Raw genomic sequence first — 18,489 nt, 5'->3', positions numbered from 1 at the left:
GACCCCGGTGGTTCGGGGCCCCCGTCCGGGTCAGCGCAGCCGGGCGAGCAGCGCGTGTTCGACCAGGGTGATCAGGGCGCTCTTGGCGCTGTCCCGGCGCCTGGCGTCCAACGCGATGATCGGTGTGTCGGGGCCGAGTTGGAGCGCCTCGCGGACCTCGTCCGGGGTGTGCGGCTGGTAGCCGTCGAAGCCGTTGAGGGCGACGACGAAGGGCAGGCCGCTGTTCTCGAAGTAGTCGAGGGCGGGGAAGCAGTCGGCCAGGCGGCGGGTGTCGACCAGGACGACGGCGCCGATGGCGCCGCGGACCAGGTCGTCCCACATGAACCAGAAGCGGTCCTGTCCGGGGGTGCCGAACAGGTAGAGGATGAGGTCCTCGTCCAGCGTGATGCGGCCGAAGTCCATCGCCACCGTGGTGGTGGTCTTGCCGGACACCTTGCTGATGTCGTCGATGCCCGCCGAGGCGGAGGTCATGACGGCCTCGGTGCGCAGCGGGTTGATCTCGGAGACCGCGCCGACGAGGGTGGTCTTGCCGACGCCGAAGCCACCCGCGACAACGATCTTCGCGGAGGTGGTGGCCCGGGTGGCCGCCGCGGGGCTAGAGCTTGCGAAGTCCACTGAGGACCCTTTCGAGCAGCGTGACGTCCGGAGTTCCGCCCGAGTCGCCGGCGGCGGCGGGTTGGTGGATGGCGACCAGGCCGGCTTCTGCCAGGTCGGCCACGAGGATCCGGGCCACCCCGAGCGGCACCTGGGCCAGGGCCGAGATCTCGGCCACCGACTTGACCTCCTGGCACAGCTGGACGATCCGCTGGTGCTCGGGCAGCAGGCCGGTGGAGCGGGCCGCGTTGCCGGTGGTGGAGATCAGGGCCTCGATGGCCAGCTGGTAGCGGGGCCGGGTACGACCACCGGTCATCGCGTACGGGCGCACCAGCGGCTGCTGCTCGTAGCCGCCGTTGTTCTGGTCGCCGTAGCCGGAGCCGTACCCGTTGCCGTACGAGCCGGCCGGTGTCGGGGGCGGGGTCATGCGCGATCCTCCTTGCACTGCGGCTGAAAACTGCGTCAGCTGTGGGGTAGGTCGCCGGGCCCGGTGGTACCGGGCCCGGCGGAGGGTGACGTGCGTCGTTGTCAGTGCAGGAGGCTGCCCTGGAGTTCGGCGCGCAGGGCGGGGGTGAGGACGGCGCCGGCGCGGTCGACCAGGAGGGCCATCTCGTAGCCGACCAGGCCGATGTCGGAGTCGGGGGAGGCGAGGACGGCGAGGGAGGAGCCGTCGCTGACGGCCATCAGGAAGAGGAAGCCTCGTTCCATTTCGACGACGGTCTGGTTGACGTCGCCGCCTTCGAAGATCCGGCTGGCGCCGGAGGTGAGGGAGGTGAGGCCGGAGGCGACGGCGGCGAGTTGGTCGGCGCGGTCGCGCGGGAAGCCCTCGGACATGGCGAGCAGGAGCCCGTCGGCGGAGACCACCACTGTGTGGGACACCCCGGGGGTGTTGTCCACGAAGTTGGTGATCAGCCAGTTCAGGTTCTGTGCGGCCTGGCTCATCTGACTCAACTCAACGCTCCTGGTTCTCAGTGCCGTAGCCGTAGCCGCCACGGCCGCCGTCCCCGAAGGGGTCCGGCGCGGCAGAACGGTAGTCGCCCTGTGCTGGGTCGGTACCGGCGGGGCGCCCGAAACCGTCGAACTGCTGTCCCTGGTCCGGCATTCCCTGCACCGGGATGCCCTGGGTCGCCTCGGCGCCCGCCCGGCGGCCCTGCTGGATGCCGCGGCGCAGGTTGGTCAGCCGGCCGCGCACCTCCTCGGGAGCCCGGGAGACCTGCGGACCGGTCAGCGGCGCCGCCTCGGCGGTGCCGGAGACCAGGTTGGCCTGGGGGGTGCGGCGGGGCAGCCCGGAGAGCGTGACCCCGTCCGAGGAGGGCTCGCGCACCTGCTCGGCGCGCCGCCAGCGCTCGTCGTTCGCGGACGGCCGCCACGGCGCGTCGCCAGGGCCCTGGCCGGGTCCGCCGAACGGCGCCCGGCCCTGCCCCGGTGCCTGCTGGCCCGGCGCTTGCTGGCCCTGGCCCGGTCCCTGCGGGGGCTGCGGCTCGGTGAAACCGGGTGCCGTGGTGCCCGGGCGCTGCGGCTGGTACGGCTGCGACCGCTCCTGCTGCTGCGCCTGCTGGCGCTCGGCCTGCTGCTGGTTCACCTGCACCGAGGCCATCCGGTTCGCGCCACCGGTGCGGACGCCCGGCTGCTCCTCCTCGCGTGGGCCGGCGGGTGCCGTCCCGCGCTCGGTGGCGCGGCGCGGCGGCAGCGCCATCGGCTGCTGCGGCTGCTGCGGGGCGACCTGCTGCGGGGCCTGCTGCTGGAACTGCGGCTGCTGCTGCGCGACCGGTCGCGGCGCGGGGTTGGCCACGCTCGGCAGCACCGGCTCGACGAGACCCAGGCCCAGCGGGTCGCGCGGGTCGATCTGGCTGGCCTCGAAGGCGGGCCTGGCGAACGGCACGGTGCTCTCGACCGGGGTCGGCGCGGGCGCGCCCTGGGCGATCACCGGCTGCTGAACGGTGGGCGGACCCTGCGGGTCGCCGACCGGCGCCTGCGGCCGCTGGGCCGGCTGCTGGCCGGGCTGCTGCTGGCCGGGCCGGACGGCCGGCCGTCCGGGGCGACCCGGCAGCGGCTGGCCGGGGCCCTGCTGGCCTTGCGGCCGGCCCTGGCCCTGACCCTGCTGAACGGGACCCTGCGGACCCTGGCCCTGCTGACCGGGAGCCTGCCGGCCCTGACCCGGCCGGCCGGGAGCCTGCTGCTGACCCGGGCCCTGCTGACCCGGGCCCTGCTGACCCGGGCCCTGCTGGCCGGGGCGGCGCTGCGGCAGTCCGCCGGGACGCCCGTTCGGGCCGACGTCGCCACGCACCCCGGGACCCTGGCCGCGGCCGTCCGCCCGGCCGTGCTGCGGCTGCTCGCCGGTCGGGTCCTGCGGCATCTGCTGACCCTGCGGGGCCTGCTGGCCCTGCTGCGGGGCCGGGGCCGGGGCACCGCGCCGGGGCAGGCCGGGGCCGCCCGCGGGCGCGCCGGGACGGCGAGCGCCCTGCTGCGGGCGTCCGGGCGGCGGAGTCTCCCGGAGCGACTGCCCGACCGCGCGGGTCGGCAGGCCGCCGGCGGGTGCCGTCGGCGCGGCCGGGGCACCGCCCTGGCCCGGGCCCTGCGGACCCTGGCCGAGCTGCGGGCGGCTTCCGCCACCCTCCGGCCGGGGGGAGCCCCACGGCGCGGCGGGCGGGCCGCCGCCCTGGCCGAGCGCCGGAGCCGGGGCACCGGGCAGCGTGCGCTGCTGACGCGGCGTCGGAGCGACCCCGCGCTGGCCCTTGCCGGGCAGGCCGCCCTGGCCCTGGCCGGGGCGCGGAGCGCGCCGGTCGGCCGAGTTGGTGACGTCCACCGGGAGCATGACCAGCGCGGTGGTGCCGCCGGAGTCGCTGGGGCGCAGCTGGATCCGGATGCCGTGGCGCAGCGAGAGGCGGCCGACCACGAAGAGGCCCATCCGGCGCGAGACCGAGACGTCCACCGTCGGCGGGTTGGCCAGGCGCTCGTTGATCTCGGCCAGGTCGTCGGGGGAGAGGCCGATGCCGGTGTCGTGGATCTCGACCAGCACCCGGCCGTCCGGCAGCGAGTGGCCGGTGACCCGGACCCGGGTCTGCGGGCTGGAGAAGGAGGTGGCGTTCTCCAGCAGCTCGGCGAGCAGGTGGACGAGGTCGTTGACCACGCGGCCCGCCACCTCGGCGGACGGGACGGTGGCGAGTTCGATGCGCTCGTACTGCTCCACCTCGGAGGCGGCGGCGCGCAGCACGTCGACCAGCGGGACGGGCCTGGTCCAGCGGCGGCCCGGGTCCTCGCCGGCGAGGACGAGCAGGTTCTCACCGTTGCGGCGCATGCGGGTTGCGAGGTGGTCCAGCTTGAAGAGGCTGGCCAGCTGATCGGGGTCGGCCTCGCGGCTCTCCAGTTCGGAGATCAGCGAGAGCTGGCGCTGGATCAGGCCCTGGCTGCGGCGCGAGAGGTTGGTGAACATCGAGTTGATGTTGCCGCGGAGCAGGGCCTGCTCGGCCGCCAGGCGGACCGCCTCGCTGTGCACCATGTCGAAGGCGTGCGCCACGTGGCCGATCTCGTCGGACGAGTCGATACCGACCGGTTCCACCGTGACGTCCACGTCGTGCGGGTCGCTCTCGGAGAGCGTCTTGACCAGCTCCGGCAGCCGCCGCTCGGCGACGTCCTCGGCCGCGGTCTGCAGCTTGGTCAGCGAGCGCACCATCGAGCGGGCCACCAGGGCGGCGCCGATCACGGCGACCAGCAGCACCAGCGCGACGACCACGCCGTTGAGGATCACGTCGTTGTCGGCCTGCGACTGCAGCGTCTGGGCCTCGTTCTTGAGGTTGTCCAGCAGCAGGCCCTCGATCGCGCGGTCCGCGTCGATCCGGACGCTCGACTGCTCGTACCAGTCCTCGTAGGTGCGCGGGTCGGCCTGCTTGATGCCGTTCAGGGTGAGCACCTGGCTGGCGTAGCGGTCGGCGAGGCTGATGTTGGTGTTGTACGACTGGCGGGCGCGCAGCTTCAGCGCGGCGGTGGTGCCGTAGATCGAGTTGAAGTTGGTGATCGCGTTGGAGTACGCGGTGCGCAGGCGCAGGCCGAAGCTCTGGTCCGAGTTGGACAGGTCGGCGCCGCCGGGGCGGGCCAGCGCGGCGCTGATCAGGGCGCGCTGCTCGGAGCTGCTCTCCTTCTCCTCGGAGAACTGCTCCAGCGCGCGGGTGGCCTTGACCAGGTCGGGGTTGGAGGAGCCGAGCGCGATGTCCTGGCTGATCGACAGCAGATCCTTGATGATCGTGTCGTAGCTGGTGACCGTCGCCTCGATGTTGTCCTTGTCGCCGTACGCGTTGGTGCGCGTGGTGGAGAGCAGCTCCATGTCGGTACGGACCTGCATCAGCAGCGAGTTGCCGCCGGACAGGTCGGTGCCGTCGAAGCTGTCGGCCCGCGCGTTGTACGCCTTGTTGGCCGCGTCGGTCGCCTTCTGCGCCTGGTCGACCTGCGCGTACTGCTTGGACTTGTCCTCGGTCAGCGGGCCGGCGCTGACGTCGCGCTCGGTCTGCAGCGCGTCCGCGAGCGCGGTGGCCTTGACCGCGAGGTCGCTCAGGTTGGTCATCTGGGCGAGCTGCTGCGAGCTCTGCGCCGAGCTGGAGATGCGCAGGCCACCGAGGACCAGCGCGACCACCACGGGGAGCAGCAGCAGGGCGATCAGGCGGGTGCGGATGCGCCAGTTGCGCATCCGCAGTCGGCCGAAACCGGTCGCGTTGCGGCGGCGGGTCAGCGAGACGCGCAGCCGGGCCCGTCCGTTGCCGCGGCCCTCGCCGTCCTCGTCGTCGAGGTCCGGCTCGACCTCACTGTCGCCGTTGGTCAGCCGGTCGCCCGGCACGGCGTCCGGGTCCGACTGCTGGGGGGCACCCAGGGGCTCCGGTGAATCCGGCTTGCCTGCCGCGGCGCCGCTACCCCTTTTGAAACGTCCCTGCACTGGCGTCGCAACCTCTGGACCGGGCGCCCCTCCGCGTTGCCGAGGACGGGCGGTGTCGAGTTTCGATTTCGGCAGACCCGGCTGATCCGGGAATGCACGTGTGCCGCCGTGGGTAGCTCTCCTGAGGACTGCGCCGGGCCCGAGGGGCGGTCGAAGGACCGCGGTTCGCGCCGCGCGCAGGGTCAAGGAGGGTCACCTCCGGCGGTTCGTGGCATTCCAGCACAGCCCGGGAACTCCAACAAGGGGCGGGGTGGCGACCGGGGTGGGGCTACCGAGTGCGCGCGGGGTCTCACGGACGGTGCGGCGCGGGCCGTGAATACGGCCCTTTTCGGACAGTTGGCGGTCCAACGGCCGGAACGCGCCGCCCCGGCAGGTTCCTGATATGCGTAGTACATCGGTTTTGTCGGAATTTACTTCTTGGGTGAAATATCCAATTTGCGAGCGTTCGGCAGGAAATTGTGAGCAAACTCACAGGCTAATGTGTAGCTTTGGTCACGGCGTCTGTGGAATGAGATCCCTACGCTGGGCCAGCGAGTCCCCGCCACCGGCCCACCCTGAATAGAAGGTGCAGAACCGATGTCCCAGAGCCCGGCCAAGTCGGCCACCAAGTCGACGCTCGTCGCCCGTTCGACGGCGAACCCGCGCCGGACGACGCTGGCGTCCCTGGAGGACTTCAGCCAGCTCCCCGGCGCCCGCGCCACGCTGGAGCCGATCGAGTACCCGGCCGAGCTGCCGACGAGCACCGCCAACCCGCGCCGCACCGTGCTGATGACGCTCCCCGGGCAGCAGCAGGGCTGAGCGCGGCCGCCCACCCGGCAGGTACCCCGAGGGCGCCGTCACCACTGGTGGCGGCGCCCTCGCCCGTAGGCCGGGCGATAGCCTGGAGCCGAATCGACACCGCGCCCCGAGAGGTTGCCCAGCCGTGCGAATTGCCAGGTTCTCTGTCCGAGAAGGGGGAGCGGCCGCCGCCGGCGTCTCCTTCGGTGTGGTCGAGGGCGACGCCGCCCAGCCGGAGTCGCTGGTGGTGCACGCCATGGCCGGCCACCCCTTCGGCACCCCCCAGCTGACCGGCGAGAGTTACCGGCTCGACCAGGTCCGCCTGCTCACCCCGATGCTGCCCAGCAAGATCGTCGCGGTCGGCCGCAACTACGCCGCGCACGCCGCGGAACTGGGCAACCAGGTGCCCGAGGTCCCGCTGACCTTCTTCAAGCCCTCCACGGCGGTGATCGGCCCCACCGAGTCGATCGCCTACCCGCCGTTCTCCAGCGACCTGCAGCACGAGGCCGAGCTGGCCGTCGTGATCGGCCGGATGTGCCGCGAGGTGCCGCCGGCCCGGGTGCCCGAGGTGGTCTTCGGCTACACCTGCGCCAACGACGTGACGGCCCGCGACGTCCAGCAGCGCGAGGGCCAGTGGGCCCGGGCCAAGGGTTTCGACACCTCGTGCCCGCTCGGCCCGTGGATCGAGACCGAGCTGGACCCGGCGGACCTGGCCATCACCTGCACGGTCAACGGCGAGCTCCGGCAGAGCGGGCGGACCTCGCAGCAGGTCCGCGGGGTCGCCGAGCTGGTCGCGCACATCTCCGAGGCCATGACGCTGCTCCCGGGCGACGTCATCCTCACCGGCACCCCGGCGGGTGTCGGGCCCCTGAACGTCGGCGACGAGGTCGCCGTCTCCATCGAGGGCATCGGCACTCTCGCCAACAAGGTCATCAAGCGAAATTGAGGCTGTAAGCGTGGTTACCACCGACCCGACCGTCCGGGTCCGTTTCTGTCCCTCCCCGACCGGCAACCCGCACGTCGGCCTGGTCCGCACCGCCCTGTTCAACTGGGCCTTCGCGCGCCACCACGGCGGCACCATGGTGTTCCGGATCGAGGACACCGACGCGGCCCGCGACTCCGAGGACTCCTACGACCAGCTGCTCGACGCGATGCGCTGGCTCGGCTTCGACTGGGACGAGGGCCCCGAGGTCGGCGGCCCGCACGCGCCCTACCGGCAGTCCCAGCGGATGGACATCTACGCCGACGTGGCCCGCCGGCTGCACGAGGCCGGGCACGCCTACGAGTGCTTCTGCAGCACCGAGGAGCTGGACGCCCGCCGCGAGGCCGCCCGGGCGGCCGGCCTGCCCTCCGGCTACGACGGCCTGTGCCGGACGCTGACCGAGGAGCAGAAGGCGATCTTCCGGGCCGAGGGCCGGCAGCCGATCCTGCGGTTCAAGATGCCCGAGAACACCATCGTCTTCGAGGACCTGGTCCGCGGCACCCTCAGCTTCGAGCCCAAGGACGTGCCGGACTACGGCCTGGTGCGGGCCAACGGCGCCCCGCTCTACACCCTGGTCAACCCGGTGGACGACGCCCTGATGGGGATCACCCACGTGCTGCGTGGCGAGGACCTGCTCTCCTCCACGCCGCGTCAGATCGCGCTCTACGCGGCGCTGGCGGAGATCGGCGTGGGCAGCGGCGCCACCCCGCGCTTCGGCCACCTGCCCTACGTCATGGGCGAGGGCAACAAGAAGCTCTCCAAGCGCGACCCGCAGGCCAACCTCAACCTGTACCGCGAGCGCGGCTTCCTGCCCGAGGGCCTGCTCAACTACCTGGCGCTGCTGGGCTGGTCGCTGGCCGAGGACCGGGACCGGTTCTCCATGGCGGAGCTGGTCGAGGCCTTCGACATCAGCAAGGTCAACGCCAACCCGGCCCGCTTCGACCTGAAGAAGTGCGAGTCGATCAACGCCGACCACCTGCGGCTGCTGGCGCCCGAGGACTTCGCCGGTCGGCTGGTGCCCTACTTGCAGGGGGCCAGCCTGCTGCCGGCCGAGCCGACGGCGGAGCAGCTGGAGTTGCTGGCCCAGGCGGCGCCGCTCACCCAGGAGCGGATGGTCGTCCTCTCCGAGGCGGTCGACATGCTCGGCTTCCTCTTCGTGGCCCCCGCCGACTTCGCGGTCAATGCCGAGGATGCGGCCAAGGTGCTGACCGCCGACGCCCGCCGGGTGCTCGAGGCCAGCGTCAAGGCGCTGACGGAGCTGGGCGACTTCACCCCCGAGCCGATCCAGGCCGCGCTGCGCGAGGCGCTGGTGGAGGGCCTGGGCATCAAGCCCAAGTTCGCCTTCACGCCGCTGCGGGTGGCCGTCACCGGCCGCCGGATCTCCCCGCCGCTCTTCGAGTCGATGGAGCTGCTCGGCCGTGCCGAGACGCTGCGCCGCCTCGGTGCCGCGCTGGACGGGCTGCCGAGCGCCTGACAGCCCGTCGGGCCTGGTCACGGCGAGCCGCTGTGACCAGGCCCGACGCCGGGCCTGCGGTTATCGATTTTGGAGCGGGGCCAGGCGTCGGGTAATGTTCTTTCTGCGCCGCCCGGGAGGGCACCGGCGAGGGACCAGAAGCCTCACCGAGAACCACCGATCGGCCCGGCGCGATCATCGAGCAAGACCTCTCTCAAGGGGTTGCGTTCTGATGGGGTATGGTGTAATTGGCAGCACGAGTGATTCTGGTTCATTTAGTCTAGGTTCGAGTCCTGGTACCCCAGCGCAGTACGAGTAGTAGCGGTACGAGCAGTACCTGCAGGACAAGCCCCCGTTGTGTAGCGGCCTAGCACGCTGCCCTCTCACGGCAGTAGCGCCGGTTCGAATCCGGTCGGGGGTACGCAGTGCGGATAAACGCATAGCAGGAGCCCCCGTTGTGTAGCGGCCTAGCACGCTGCCCTCTCACGGCAGTAGCGCCGGTTCGAATCCGGTCGGGGGTACCAGATCCTTCACCAGCCACCATCCGGATGCTCCATTGCCCGGAGGCGGCGAAGCTGGATCGCCAGTTTGCCCCCGTTGTGTAGCGGCCTAGCACGCTGCCCTCTCACGGCAGTAGCGCCGGTTCGAATCCGGTCGGGGGTACCAGGCAGTTCGGCCGATGGTCTACCAGCCATCGGCTTGACCGCTGTTGGGGTATGGTGTAATTGGCAGCACGAGTGATTCTGGTTCATTTAGTCTAGGTTCGAGTCCTGGTACCCCAGCCAGTAGCAGGTTTGCACGACAGGTGGGCCCCCGGTGATCCGGGGGCTTTTTCGTTTTCCCGCCGGTGCCGACGAAGAGGCGACGGCAAACGGGCCGCGCACCAGATCCTGGTGCGCGGCCCTTCGGGTCGGCGGCTTCTCCGGGCGGGGGGTCAGCCCCGGCGCAGCGCGTCGGTGAGCCGGTTGGCGGCCTCGATGATGGCCTGGGCGTGCAGTCGCCCGGGGTGGCGGGTGAGCCGCTCGATGGGGCCGGAGACGGAGACCGCGGCCACCACGCGGTTGGAGGGCCCGCGGACCGGCGCGGAGACGGACGCGACGCCCGGCTCCCGCTCGCCGATCGACTGGGCCCAACCGCGCCGCCGGACGCCGCTCAGCGCGGTGGCGGTGAAGCGGGCGCCCTGCAGGCCCCGGTGGAGCCGTTCGGGCTCCTCCCAGGCGAGCAGGACCTGGGCGGCCGAGCCGGCCTTCATCGGCAGGGTGCTGCCGACCGGGACGGTGTCCCGCAGGCCGGAGAGCCGCTCGGCGGCGGCGACGCAGATCCGCATCTCGCCCTGCCGGCGGTAGAGCTGTGCGCTCTCGCCGGTGACGTCGCGCAGGTGGGTCAGGACCGGGCCCGCGGTGGCGAGCAGCCGGTCCTCGCCCGCCGCGGCGGAGAGTTCGGCAAGTCGGGGGCCGAGGATGAAACGGCCCTGCATGTCCCTGGTGACCAGGCGGTGGTGTTCGAGTGCGACGGCGAGTCGGTGGGCCGTGGGCCGCGCCAAGCCGGTGGCGGCGACCAGCCCCGCCAACGTGGCGGGGCCCGACTCCAGTGCGCTGAGCACCAGAGCGGCCTTGTCGAGAACGCCGACGCCGCTAGTGTTGTCCATACGTCGATACTGCAGTCTCAGTGGGCGAGACGCAAGTTCAATCCGCCGAGAAAAGCGCCACCCTGGGTGGAGCAGCCCGGATCGACACTCCGGGAGCGGGCACCCCAACGACACGATCAGGCCGGCAGAGCGGCCGGCTGGAGGGAACGCGATGGGACGGACACTGGCGGAGAAGGTCTGGAACGACCACGTGGTGCGGCGCGCGGAGGGCGAGCCCGACCTGCTCTACATCGATCTGCACCTGCTCCACGAGGTCACCAGCCCGCAGGCCTTCGACGGTCTGCGACTGGCCGGGCGCCCGGTCCGGCGGACCGATCTCACGATCGCCACCGAGGACCACAACACCCCGACGCTGGACATCGACAAGCCGATCGCCGACCCGGTCTCCAAGGTGCAGTTGGAGACCCTGCGTCGCAACGCCGCCGAGTTCGGGGTCCGGATCCACTCGCTGGGCGACGTCGAGCAGGGCGTCGTCCACGTGGTGGGCCCCCAGCTGGGACTGACCCAGCCGGGCATGACCGTGGTCTGCGGTGACTCCCACACCTCCACCCACGGCGCCTTCGGCGCGCTGGCGTTCGGCATCGGCACCAGTCAGGTCGAGCACGTGCTGGCCACCCAGACGCTGCCGCTGGCCCCGTTCCGGACCATGGCGATCACCGTCGAGGGCGAGCTGCCCGAGGGCGTGACCGCCAAGGACCTGATCCTGGCGATCATCACCAGGATCGGCACCGGCGGCGGCCAGGGCTACGTCCTGGAGTACCGCGGTTCGGCGATCCGCGGGCTGTCGATGGAAGCCCGGATGACCATCTGCAACATGTCGATCGAGGCGGGCGCCCGGGCCGGCATGATCGCCCCGGACCGGACCACCTTCGACTACCTGCAGGGCCGTCCGCACGCCCCGCAGGGCGAGGACTGGGACGCCGCCGTCGCGTACTGGGAGACCCTGGCCACCGACGAGGACGCGGTCTTCGACGCCGAGGTGGTCATCGACGCGAACGAGCTGACTCCGTTCGTCACCTGGGGCACCAACCCGGGCCAGGGCGCGCCGCTGGGCGCGTCGGTGCCGGACCCTGCCTCGTTCGCCGACGAGCAGGAGCGCGCGGCCGCCGAGAACGCGCTGACGTACATGGGCCTGACCGCCGGCACCCCGCTGCGCGAGGTGACGGTCGACGCGGTCTTCGTCGGCTCCTGCACCAACGGCCGGATCGAGGACCTGCGGGCCGCCGCCGCCGTGCTGGACGGCCGCCAGGTCGCCGACGGCGTACGGATGCTGGTGGTCCCCGGTTCGGTGCGGGTCGCGCTGCAGGCCGTCGAGGAGGGCCTGGACAAGGTCTTCACCGCCGCCGGCGCCGAGTGGCGGCACGCGGGCTGCTCGATGTGCCTGGGCATGAACCCGGACCAGCTGGCCCCCGGCGAGCGCTGCGCCTCGACCTCGAACCGCAACTTCGAGGGCCGCCAGGGCAAGGGCGGCCGCACCCACCTGGTCTCCCCGCAGGTGGCCGCCGCCACCGCCGTCCTGGGCCGCCTGGCCGCCCCGGCGGACCTGTCGTCGTCCAACGTCCCCGCGGAGGTCTGAGTCCGATGGAGAAGTTCACCACCCACACCGGCCGGGCCGTCCCGCTGCGCCGCAGCAACGTCGACACCGACCAGATCATCCCCGCCCATTGGCTCAAGAAGGTCACTCGCTCGGGTTTCGAGGGCGGACTCTTCGAAGCCTGGCGCAAGGACGAGTCGTTCATCCTCAACCAGCCCGAGCGGCAGGGGGCCTCGGTCCTGGTGGCCGGTCCCGAGTTCGGTACCGGATCGTCGCGCGAGCACGCGGTCTGGGCCTTGCAGAACTACGGCTTCCAGGCCGTGATCTCCTCCCGCTTCGCCGATATCTTCCGTGGGAACTCGCTGAAGAACGGGCTGCTCACGGTGGTTCTGCCGCAGCAGACGGTGGAGCGGCTCTGGGCGCTGACCGAGGCCGATCCGAAGGCCGAGATCACCGTCGACCTGCAGGCCCGCGAGGTGCGCGCCGAGGGCGTCACCGCCGCGTTCGAGCTGGACGAGAACGTGCGTTGGCGGCTGCTCAACGGCCTGGACGACATCAGCATCACTCTGCGGAACGCTGATGACATCACCGCCTTCGAGGCCGGCCGGCCGGCCTTCAAGCCGCGCACCCAGCCGGTCGCCTGACCCCTCTCAATACCTGCCCGATACCTGCCCGCGAACGATGGCCCGCCCCCTTGCCGGGGGGTGGGCCATCGTTCGTCGGGGGTTCGTCGCGGGGGGGAGTTCCGTCCTGACAGCGCGTGAGACACGGCGAGATACCGGCCCCGGATTTGCCGGAAGACGGGGCCGACGCGTCGCAACTCCGAACGGATGGCACAATCAAGGCATGCACCGGCACCATGAACCTCCGTACGCGGGCTGCGATCCCGCGTCGACGGAGTTCGTGGCCCGGGATGCCGAGAGTCGAATTGACGATCGGCCGGACGTCGAGACCTCAGCAGCTGAGGGACCGGACGACCCGGAAGTCGCGGCGCTCTACGCCCTTGTCGCAGAGCGGTTGAAGCAGGCTCACGCGCGCGTCCACGCGCTGCACGTGTCCGCTGAGGCAAAGACCGCTCTGACCCGGCAGCTGTTGATCGTCACCGAGACCGCCAAGCGCGATCTCCCGGCGGCGGCACGGCGGTTGAGTCGCTTTGTGCAGGACCTCGACGAGGGGCGCCCACCCCTCGGCTGAGGTCGCAGACGCGCAAATCCATTGCGACACTAGGGTGATTCGCGCGTTTGGTAATTGAAAGTCCGCAAATACATGCCTAACGTGCGAATTGAACGGATGGAATCATCCGGCGCCCGTTTCTGAAGGGGAAGACGTGAACAAGGCTCAGCTTGTCGAAGCGGTGGCCGAGCAGCTGGGTGGTCGCAAGGCTGCCGCAGAGGCTGTCGACGCAGTGCTCGACACCATGGTGCGTGCCGTTGTGGCCGGTGACCGGGTGTCGGTCACCGGTTTCGGCACCTTCGAGAAGGTGGAGCGCTCCGCGCGCTTCGCCCGCAACCCCCAGACCGGTGAGCGGGTCAAGGTCAAGAAGACCTCGGTTCCCCGCTTCCGTCCCGGTCAGGGCTTCAAGGACCTGGTCAGCGGCAGCAAGAAGCTGCCGAAGGACGGCCCCTCGGTCAAGAAGGCCCCCAAGGGCTCGCTGACCCCGGGCAAGAGCGGCACCACCGCCGCCGTCAAGCGCGCGGCCAGCAAGCGCTCCGCCGCTGCCGCCGAGGCTGCTCCGGTCAAGAAGACCGCCGCGAAGAAGGCGACCGCCACCACCACCAGGGCGGCCGCGAAGAAGGCGACCACCGCCACCAAGGCGGCCGCGGTGAAGAAGACCACCGCGGCTGCCAAGAAGGCGGCGCCCGCCAAGACCACCGCGGCGAAGAAGACCACCACGGCCAAGGCGGCCGCCGCCAAGACCACGGCTGCGAAGAAGACCGCTCCGGCGAAGAAGACCGCCACCCGCAAGACCACGGCCCGCAAGACCGCCGCGAAGTAGTCGCGTCGGCGCGGCCCGGACAGCGTCCGGCCCGCATCCAGGGTCATCTGGCGGTCCGTCAGGACCGCGCACAGCCGCGGCGGCCCGCCCCTTTTCCGGGGGCGGGCCGCCGCGGCTTCGTTGTCGGCGCGTGCGCTGACGCGGGCTCAGTTCCCCGGGTCGGGAAAGGTCTGGAGGGTCACGAAGACCACCCGCCGCTGCTCGCCGCTGCCCTCGGTGCGGATCCGCACCCGCTGCCCGGGGCGCAGCAGGAGCAACCCGCCGGCATCGAAGGCGGCCGCGTCGAAGGGCACCGGGGTGCCGTCGTCGAGCAGCACGGAGCCGGCCCGGGTGGCGGGGTCGAAGGTGAACGCGGTGGCCTGCATGCCAGCAGCATAGAGCGGCCCGGTCGCCGGCCGGCGACCGTCTCGGCGCAGCGCGACCCGCTCGGGCCGGCGCGGCCCTCTCAGACCAGTGCGGCCGCCACCGCCCTGGTGTGCGGGCCCACCCCGAGCGCCAGCGCCTGGGCCAGGTCGGCGGCGGTGTCCACGTCCCGGCGCACCGAGGGCACGTCGGTCAGCGCGAGTTCGAGCGCGCCGCCGGCCGCGTGCCGCTGCCGCGAGGCGCCGCCGAAGGCCGGGCGCAGCGGCTGTCCGGCGGCGCAGGCCAGCAGGGTGGTGCCGATCCCCGGGGTGTCCGCCAGGAAGGCGCGCGCCCCGTCGGGCACCGCCGCCAGCACCCGGGCGAGTTCGGCCGGGCGCAGCGCCGGCAGGTCGGCAGAGAGCGCGGCCAGGGGCGCGCCGGGGCGCAGCCGCCGCGCGTGCGCCGCGCCGTGCGCCAGCGCGGGGTTGAGGCCGTCGGCGGTGGGCTGCCCGGCCCGCCGGGCCGGGTCGATCCGCTCGGCCGGGTCGGGCCCCTCGGGCTCGTCGTCGACCAGCACCGCGCCGAGCGCCGCCAGTCGGGCCCCGGCCAGCGGGTCCCGGGAGACCACCAGCACCTGCGCCACCACCGGGCATTCCAGTGCCGCGGTCACCGTGTCCAGGGCGAAGGCCAGTGCCAGTTCGGGCCGGCGCGCCCCGGCGTACGGGTGGAGCCGGCTCTTGGCCCGCGCCAGCTGCTTGAGCGGCAGCACCAGGCTCCAGGCGGCCGACCGACCCCGCGCGGCGGGGGAAAGGGGGCGTACGGTGTGCTGGGTCATCCACGCCATTCTCGCGTCGGTCCGTCAGGCTCCGCCAGAGCACCCCCGGACGGTGGCGTGCGATTGGTCACTCGGCGCCGACCCGCACCCGGCCCTGCTCGACACGGCCTCTCCGCCCGGCGAGGATGACCAGGGTTTCCCGGACCCGCCACGTCGGGCGGACCAGGATGCGATCATGCGATGGACTTCGGCTGCGGCACCCCGTGTGCCGCGCGACACGATGGAGGACCTGGGGTGGCCCGCCGCTCGTACGCCAGTTTCGGCAACGCCGACTACGGAATCTGGTACCGCTTCGCCGCGGTCCTGGTGAAGCCGGTGACGACCGCACTGGTGAAGCCCGAGTGGCACGGTTGGGAGAACTTCCCCGAAAAGGGGGGCTTCCTGACGGTGGTGAACCACAACTCGGTGATCGACCCGGTGGTCTACGCCCACTTCCAGTACAACAGCGGTCGGCCGCCGCGGATCCTGGGCAAGTCCTCGCTCTTCAAGGTGCCCTTCATCGGCTTCATGCTGCGCAAGACCGGGCAGATCCCGGTCTACCGCGACTCGACCGACGCCGCGCACGCCTTCCGGGCCGCGATCGAGGCCATCGACAACGGCCAGGTGGTGCAGTTCTACCCGGAGGGGACCATCACCCGCGATCCGCAGCTGTGGCCGATGACCGGCAAGAGCGGCGCCGCCCGGGTGGCGCTGATGACCGGTGCGCCGGTGATCCCGGTGGCGCACTGGGGGGCGCACGAGATCGTCCCGCCGTACGGCAAGGGGCTGGGCGGCCGACCGGCCAAGGTGAGCCTCTTCCCGCGCAAGAAGGTGGTGGTGGCGGCCGGGCCGCCGGTCGACCTGAGCCGCTATCAGGGCAAGGAACTGACCAGCCAGGTGCTGCGCGAGGCCACCGAGGACATCATGGACGCGATCACCGAGGTGCTCGCGCAGATCCGCGGCGAACAGCCGCCCGCCGAGCGCTTCGACCTGCGCCGGGCCCGGATCGCGAAGAACCGCAGCGCAAGGAACCGCGGCGCCGAGAACGACAGCACAGAGAACGACAGTGCCGAGAACGACAGCACTGAGAACGACAGCACTGAGAACAACAGCACGGAGGCCGACCGATGACCCGCTGCGCCGTCTTCGGGACCGGCTCCTGGGGCACCCCGTTCGCGATGATCCTGGCGGACGCCGGCTGCGAGGTCGCGCTCTGGGGACGCCGCAGGGAACTGGTCGAGCGCATCGCCGCCACCCGCACCAACCCCGAGTACCTGCCAGGGCTGGTGCTGCCCGACGCGGTGCGCCCCACCACCGACGCCGCCGCCGCGCTGGCCGGCGCCGACTTCGCGGTGCTCGCGGTGCCCTCCCAGACGCTGCGCGAGAACCTCGCCGCCTGGAAGCCGCTGATCGGGCCGCGGACCGTGCTGGTCAGCCTGATGAAGGGCATCGAACTGGGCACCGTCAAGCGGATGACCGAGGTGATCCGCGAGGTCGCCGGCGTCGGCCCGGAGCGGGTCGCGGTGGTCTCCGGGCCCAACCTTGCCCCGGAGATCGCCAAGCGCCAGCCGGCCGCCAGCGTGGTCGCCTGCGAGGACGAGGCGGTCGCCAAGCGCTTCCAGCAGGCCTGCCACACCCCGTACTTCCGCCCGTACACCAACACCGACGTGATCGGCTGCGAGCTGGGCGGCGCGGTGAAGAACGTGATCGGCCTGGCGGTCGGGATGGCCGACGGGATGGGTCTGGGCGACAACACCAAGGCCACCCTGATGACCCGCGGGCTGGCCGAGATCACCCGGCTCGGCGAGCGGCTCGGCGCCGACCCGCACACCTTCGCCGGCCTGGCCGGGATGGGCGACCTGGTGGCCACCTGCTCCTCTCCGCTCTCCCGCAACCACACCTTCGGCGTGAACCTGGGCAAGGGCATGACCCTGGAGCAGGTGATCGCGGCCACCAAGCAGACGGCCGAGGGCGTCAAGTCCTGCGAGTCGGTGCTCGACCTGGCCCGGCGCAACGGCGTCGACATGCCGATCGTCGCGGCGGTGGTCGACGTGGTGCACAACGGGCGGCCCACCCAGCAGGTGCTGAAGGACCTGATGAGCCGGTCGGCGAAGTCCGAGCGCTGAGGCCGGGCGCCGAGGCCGGGCCCGAGGCATTGGTCGTGGTCACGGCGGTCACCGCGGCGATCGCCGGTGCCGTGGCGCCGACCTGGAACCGGAAGGTCCGCACGGTAGTCTCAGATTCGATATGAGCATCGAATCGACCTCCCCGAACCAGGCGGCCAAGCCGCGCGTCGCGATCGTCTTCGGCGGGCGCTCCTCCGAACACGGTGTCTCGGTGGTCACCGCCGCCAGCGTGCTGCGGGCGATCGACCGGAGCAAGTACGAGGTGCTGCCGGTCGGCATCACCCAGGAGGGCCGCTGGGCGCTGGTCGCCGACGAGCCGGACCGGATGGCCATCACCGGCGGGCGGATGCCCGACGTGGACCAGATCGCCGAGTCCGTCGAGGGCCAGCTCGTGCTGCCCGCCAGCCCCGTCTCGCGCGAGGTGGTCTGGAGCGAGCCCGGCGCCGCGCCCAAGCTGCTCGGCGAGGTCGACGTGGTGCTGCCGCTGCTGCACGGCCCGTGGGGCGAGGACGGCACGCTGCAGGGTCTGCTGGAGCTCTCCGGCGTGCCGTACGTCGGCTCCGGCGTGCTGGCCAGCTCGGTCGGCATGGACAAGGAGTACACCAAGCGGGTGCTGGAGTCCTTCGGGCTCGGCATCGGCCCGTACACCGTGCTGCGCCCGCGTGACTGGGAGAGCGAGGCGGGCCGCGCCGCCGCCCGCGAGCGGGTCGCGGCGCTTGGTCTGCCGGTCTTCGTCAAGCCCTGCCGGGCCGGTTCCAGCATCGGCATCACCAAGGTCAAGGACCTGGCCGAGTTGGACGCGGCGGTCGAGGAGGCCCGCCGGCACGACCCGAAGGTGATCGTCGAGGCGATGTTGGAGGGCCGCGAGCTGGAGTGCGCGGTGCTGGAGTACGAGGACGGGCCGCGCGCCAGCGTGCCGTCCGAGGTGCTGGTCGGCGAGGGCTACGAGTTCTACGACTTCGAGGCCAAGTACATCGACTCCTCCGAGGTGCAGATCCCGGCGAAGCTGACCGAGGAGGAGACCGCGGAGATCCGCCGGCTCTCGCTGGCCGCCTTCGAGGCGCTGGGCTGCGAGGGCCTGGCCCGGGTCGACTTCTTCCTGCTCACCGACGGGCGCTTCGTGGTCAACGAGATCAACACGCTGCCCGGCTTCACCCCCATCTCGGCCTACCCGAAGATGTGGGAGGCCACCGGGGTGCCCTACCCCGAGCTGATCGACCGGCTGCTGCAGGCGGCGCTGCGCCGCTCCACCGGCCTGCGCTGAGGCACGCGCGGCCGGGGCCGCACCGGTTGCCCGGT

The 18,489-nt window shown here is 71.9% G+C and carries 17 protein-coding genes and 5 tRNA genes; 15 read left to right on the top strand and 7 right to left on the bottom strand.

Features of this window, described 5'->3' with window-relative positions; translation table 11 throughout:
• Nucleotides 1–30: 30 nt before the first annotated feature.
• The 4 genes from OG455_RS13995 to OG455_RS13980 all read right to left on the bottom strand — a co-directional run bounded on the left by OG455_RS13995 (nucleotide 31) and on the right by OG455_RS13980 (nucleotide 5,422).
• Complete coding sequence (locus OG455_RS13995) at nucleotides 31–615, bottom strand: ATP/GTP-binding protein (protein WP_266293572.1); 585 nt, start codon at nucleotides 613–615, stop codon at nucleotides 31–33.
• Complete coding sequence (locus OG455_RS13990) at nucleotides 596–1,021, bottom strand: DUF742 domain-containing protein (RefSeq protein ID WP_266293570.1); 426 nt, start codon at nucleotides 1,019–1,021, stop codon at nucleotides 596–598. Before OG455_RS13990 ends, OG455_RS13995 begins: the two co-directional genes overlap by 20 nt.
• A 101-nt stretch (nucleotides 1,022–1,122) precedes the next feature.
• Entirely contained in the window at nucleotides 1,123–1,536 is a 414-nt protein-coding gene (locus OG455_RS13985; RefSeq protein WP_035797811.1) for a roadblock/LC7 domain-containing protein, read from the bottom strand.
• A 10-nt stretch (nucleotides 1,537–1,546) separates the two neighbouring features.
• On the bottom strand, nucleotides 1,547–5,422 hold the full coding sequence (locus tag OG455_RS13980) for a nitrate- and nitrite sensing domain-containing protein (RefSeq protein ID WP_266293568.1): 3,876 nt from the start codon (nucleotides 5,420–5,422) through the stop codon (nucleotides 1,547–1,549).
• A gap of 672 nt (nucleotides 5,423–6,094) precedes the next feature.
• Between OG455_RS13980 and OG455_RS13975 the strand changes: the two genes are divergently transcribed.
• From OG455_RS13975 to OG455_RS13940, 8 genes are all read left to right on the top strand, one after another.
• Complete coding sequence (locus tag OG455_RS13975) at nucleotides 6,095–6,316, top strand: hypothetical protein (RefSeq protein WP_266293566.1); 222 nt, start codon at nucleotides 6,095–6,097, stop codon at nucleotides 6,314–6,316.
• Nucleotides 6,317–6,440: 124 nt separating this feature from the next.
• The gene (locus OG455_RS13970) at nucleotides 6,441–7,241 is read left to right on the top strand and encodes a fumarylacetoacetate hydrolase family protein (protein ID WP_266293564.1); all 801 of its coding nucleotides are present in this window, start codon (nucleotides 6,441–6,443) and stop codon (nucleotides 7,239–7,241) included.
• Between the two features lie 10 nt (nucleotides 7,242–7,251).
• On the top strand, nucleotides 7,252–8,751 hold the full coding sequence (gene gltX / locus OG455_RS13965; RefSeq protein ID WP_266293562.1) for a glutamate--tRNA ligase: 1,500 nt from the start codon (nucleotides 7,252–7,254) through the stop codon (nucleotides 8,749–8,751).
• 212 nt (nucleotides 8,752–8,963) lie between these two features.
• Nucleotides 8,964–9,035 (top strand) — tRNA-Gln (locus OG455_RS13960).
• A 43-nt stretch (nucleotides 9,036–9,078) separates the two neighbouring features.
• Nucleotides 9,079–9,151 (top strand) — tRNA-Glu (locus tag OG455_RS13955).
• A gap of 27 nt (nucleotides 9,152–9,178) precedes the next feature.
• Nucleotides 9,179–9,254, top strand: a tRNA-Glu gene (locus tag OG455_RS13950).
• 66 nt (nucleotides 9,255–9,320) lie between these two features.
• Nucleotides 9,321–9,396 (top strand) — tRNA-Glu (locus OG455_RS13945).
• 44 nt (nucleotides 9,397–9,440) lie between these two features.
• Nucleotides 9,441–9,515, top strand: a tRNA-Gln gene (locus OG455_RS13940).
• Between the two features lie 149 nt (nucleotides 9,516–9,664).
• Here OG455_RS13940 and OG455_RS13935 read toward each other — a convergent pair.
• Nucleotides 9,665–10,378, bottom strand: coding sequence for an IclR family transcriptional regulator (locus tag OG455_RS13935; protein WP_035845980.1), 714 nt, complete (start codon nucleotides 10,376–10,378; stop codon nucleotides 9,665–9,667).
• A gap of 151 nt (nucleotides 10,379–10,529) precedes the next feature.
• Between OG455_RS13935 and leuC the strand changes: the two genes are divergently transcribed.
• From leuC to OG455_RS13915, 4 genes are all read left to right on the top strand, one after another.
• A complete protein-coding gene (gene leuC, locus OG455_RS13930; RefSeq protein WP_266293560.1) occupies nucleotides 10,530–11,954 on the top strand; it encodes a 3-isopropylmalate dehydratase large subunit in 1,425 nt (474 codons plus the stop codon).
• A gap of 5 nt (nucleotides 11,955–11,959) precedes the next feature.
• On the top strand, nucleotides 11,960–12,556 hold the full coding sequence (gene leuD / locus OG455_RS13925; protein WP_266293558.1) for a 3-isopropylmalate dehydratase small subunit: 597 nt from the start codon (nucleotides 11,960–11,962) through the stop codon (nucleotides 12,554–12,556).
• A gap of 202 nt (nucleotides 12,557–12,758) precedes the next feature.
• A complete protein-coding gene (locus tag OG455_RS13920; protein WP_266301097.1) occupies nucleotides 12,759–13,106 on the top strand; it encodes a hypothetical protein in 348 nt (115 codons plus the stop codon).
• Between the two features lie 133 nt (nucleotides 13,107–13,239).
• The gene (locus OG455_RS13915; protein WP_266293556.1) at nucleotides 13,240–13,908 is read left to right on the top strand and encodes an HU family DNA-binding protein; all 669 of its coding nucleotides are present in this window, start codon (nucleotides 13,240–13,242) and stop codon (nucleotides 13,906–13,908) included.
• A gap of 146 nt (nucleotides 13,909–14,054) precedes the next feature.
• On the opposite strand, the gene OG455_RS13910 is transcribed toward OG455_RS13915, so the two are convergent.
• Nucleotides 14,055–14,273 carry a hypothetical protein gene (locus tag OG455_RS13910; RefSeq protein ID WP_266293554.1) on the bottom strand — a complete coding sequence of 73 codons (219 nt, stop codon included), beginning with the start codon at nucleotides 14,271–14,273 and terminating at the stop codon, nucleotides 14,055–14,057.
• A gap of 80 nt (nucleotides 14,274–14,353) precedes the next feature.
• Nucleotides 14,354–15,085, bottom strand: a complete 732-nt coding sequence (gene cofC / locus OG455_RS13905; protein WP_266293552.1) for a 2-phospho-L-lactate guanylyltransferase — start codon at nucleotides 15,083–15,085, stop codon at nucleotides 14,354–14,356.
• A 234-nt stretch (nucleotides 15,086–15,319) separates the two neighbouring features.
• Between cofC and OG455_RS13900 the strand changes: the two genes are divergently transcribed.
• From OG455_RS13900 to OG455_RS13890, 3 genes are all read left to right on the top strand, one after another.
• Nucleotides 15,320–16,195: a 1-acyl-sn-glycerol-3-phosphate acyltransferase gene (locus OG455_RS13900; protein ID WP_266293551.1), complete on the top strand. Its 876-nt coding sequence runs from the start codon at nucleotides 15,320–15,322 to the stop codon at nucleotides 16,193–16,195.
• Nucleotides 16,192–17,190 (top strand): NAD(P)H-dependent glycerol-3-phosphate dehydrogenase, encoded by a 999-nt coding sequence (locus tag OG455_RS13895; RefSeq protein WP_266293549.1) that lies wholly within the window; start codon nucleotides 16,192–16,194, stop codon nucleotides 17,188–17,190. Before OG455_RS13900 ends, OG455_RS13895 begins: the two co-directional genes overlap by 4 nt.
• Before the next feature lie 121 nt (nucleotides 17,191–17,311).
• Nucleotides 17,312–18,454, top strand: a complete 1,143-nt coding sequence (locus OG455_RS13890) for a D-alanine--D-alanine ligase family protein (protein ID WP_266293548.1) — start codon at nucleotides 17,312–17,314, stop codon at nucleotides 18,452–18,454.
• Nucleotides 18,455–18,489: the final 35 nt, after the last annotated feature.

Source organism: Kitasatospora sp. NBC_01287, assembly GCF_026340565.1.
Taxonomy (GTDB): domain Bacteria; phylum Actinomycetota; class Actinomycetes; order Streptomycetales; family Streptomycetaceae; genus Kitasatospora.
This window is presented reverse-complemented; position numbering and strand designations above follow the sequence as displayed.

Bases quoted from the DNA above. Each gene is read 5' to 3' on its own strand.
- OG455_RS13990 (WP_266293570.1), bottom strand. From the start codon at position 1,021: ATGACCCCGCCCCCGACACCGGCCGGCTCGTACGGCAACGGGTACGGC.
- cofC (WP_266293552.1), bottom strand. From the start codon at position 15,085: ATGACCCAGCACACCGTACGCCCCCTTTCCCCCGCCGCGCGGGGTCGG.
- OG455_RS13985 (WP_035797811.1), bottom strand. From the start codon at position 1,536: ATGAGCCAGGCCGCACAGAACCTGAACTGGCTGATCACCAACTTCGTG.
- leuC (WP_266293560.1), top strand. From the start codon at position 10,530: ATGGGACGGACACTGGCGGAGAAGGTCTGGAACGACCACGTGGTGCGG.
- OG455_RS13890 (WP_266293548.1), top strand. From the start codon at position 17,312: ATGAGCATCGAATCGACCTCCCCGAACCAGGCGGCCAAGCCGCGCGTC.
- OG455_RS13910 (WP_266293554.1), bottom strand. From the start codon at position 14,273: ATGCAGGCCACCGCGTTCACCTTCGACCCCGCCACCCGGGCCGGCTCC.
- OG455_RS13895 (WP_266293549.1), top strand. From the start codon at position 16,192: ATGACCCGCTGCGCCGTCTTCGGGACCGGCTCCTGGGGCACCCCGTTC.
- leuD (WP_266293558.1), top strand. From the start codon at position 11,960: ATGGAGAAGTTCACCACCCACACCGGCCGGGCCGTCCCGCTGCGCCGC.
- OG455_RS13975 (WP_266293566.1), top strand. From the start codon at position 6,095: ATGTCCCAGAGCCCGGCCAAGTCGGCCACCAAGTCGACGCTCGTCGCC.
- OG455_RS13920 (WP_266301097.1), top strand. From the start codon at position 12,759: ATGCACCGGCACCATGAACCTCCGTACGCGGGCTGCGATCCCGCGTCG.
- OG455_RS13935 (WP_035845980.1), bottom strand. From the start codon at position 10,378: ATGGACAACACTAGCGGCGTCGGCGTTCTCGACAAGGCCGCTCTGGTG.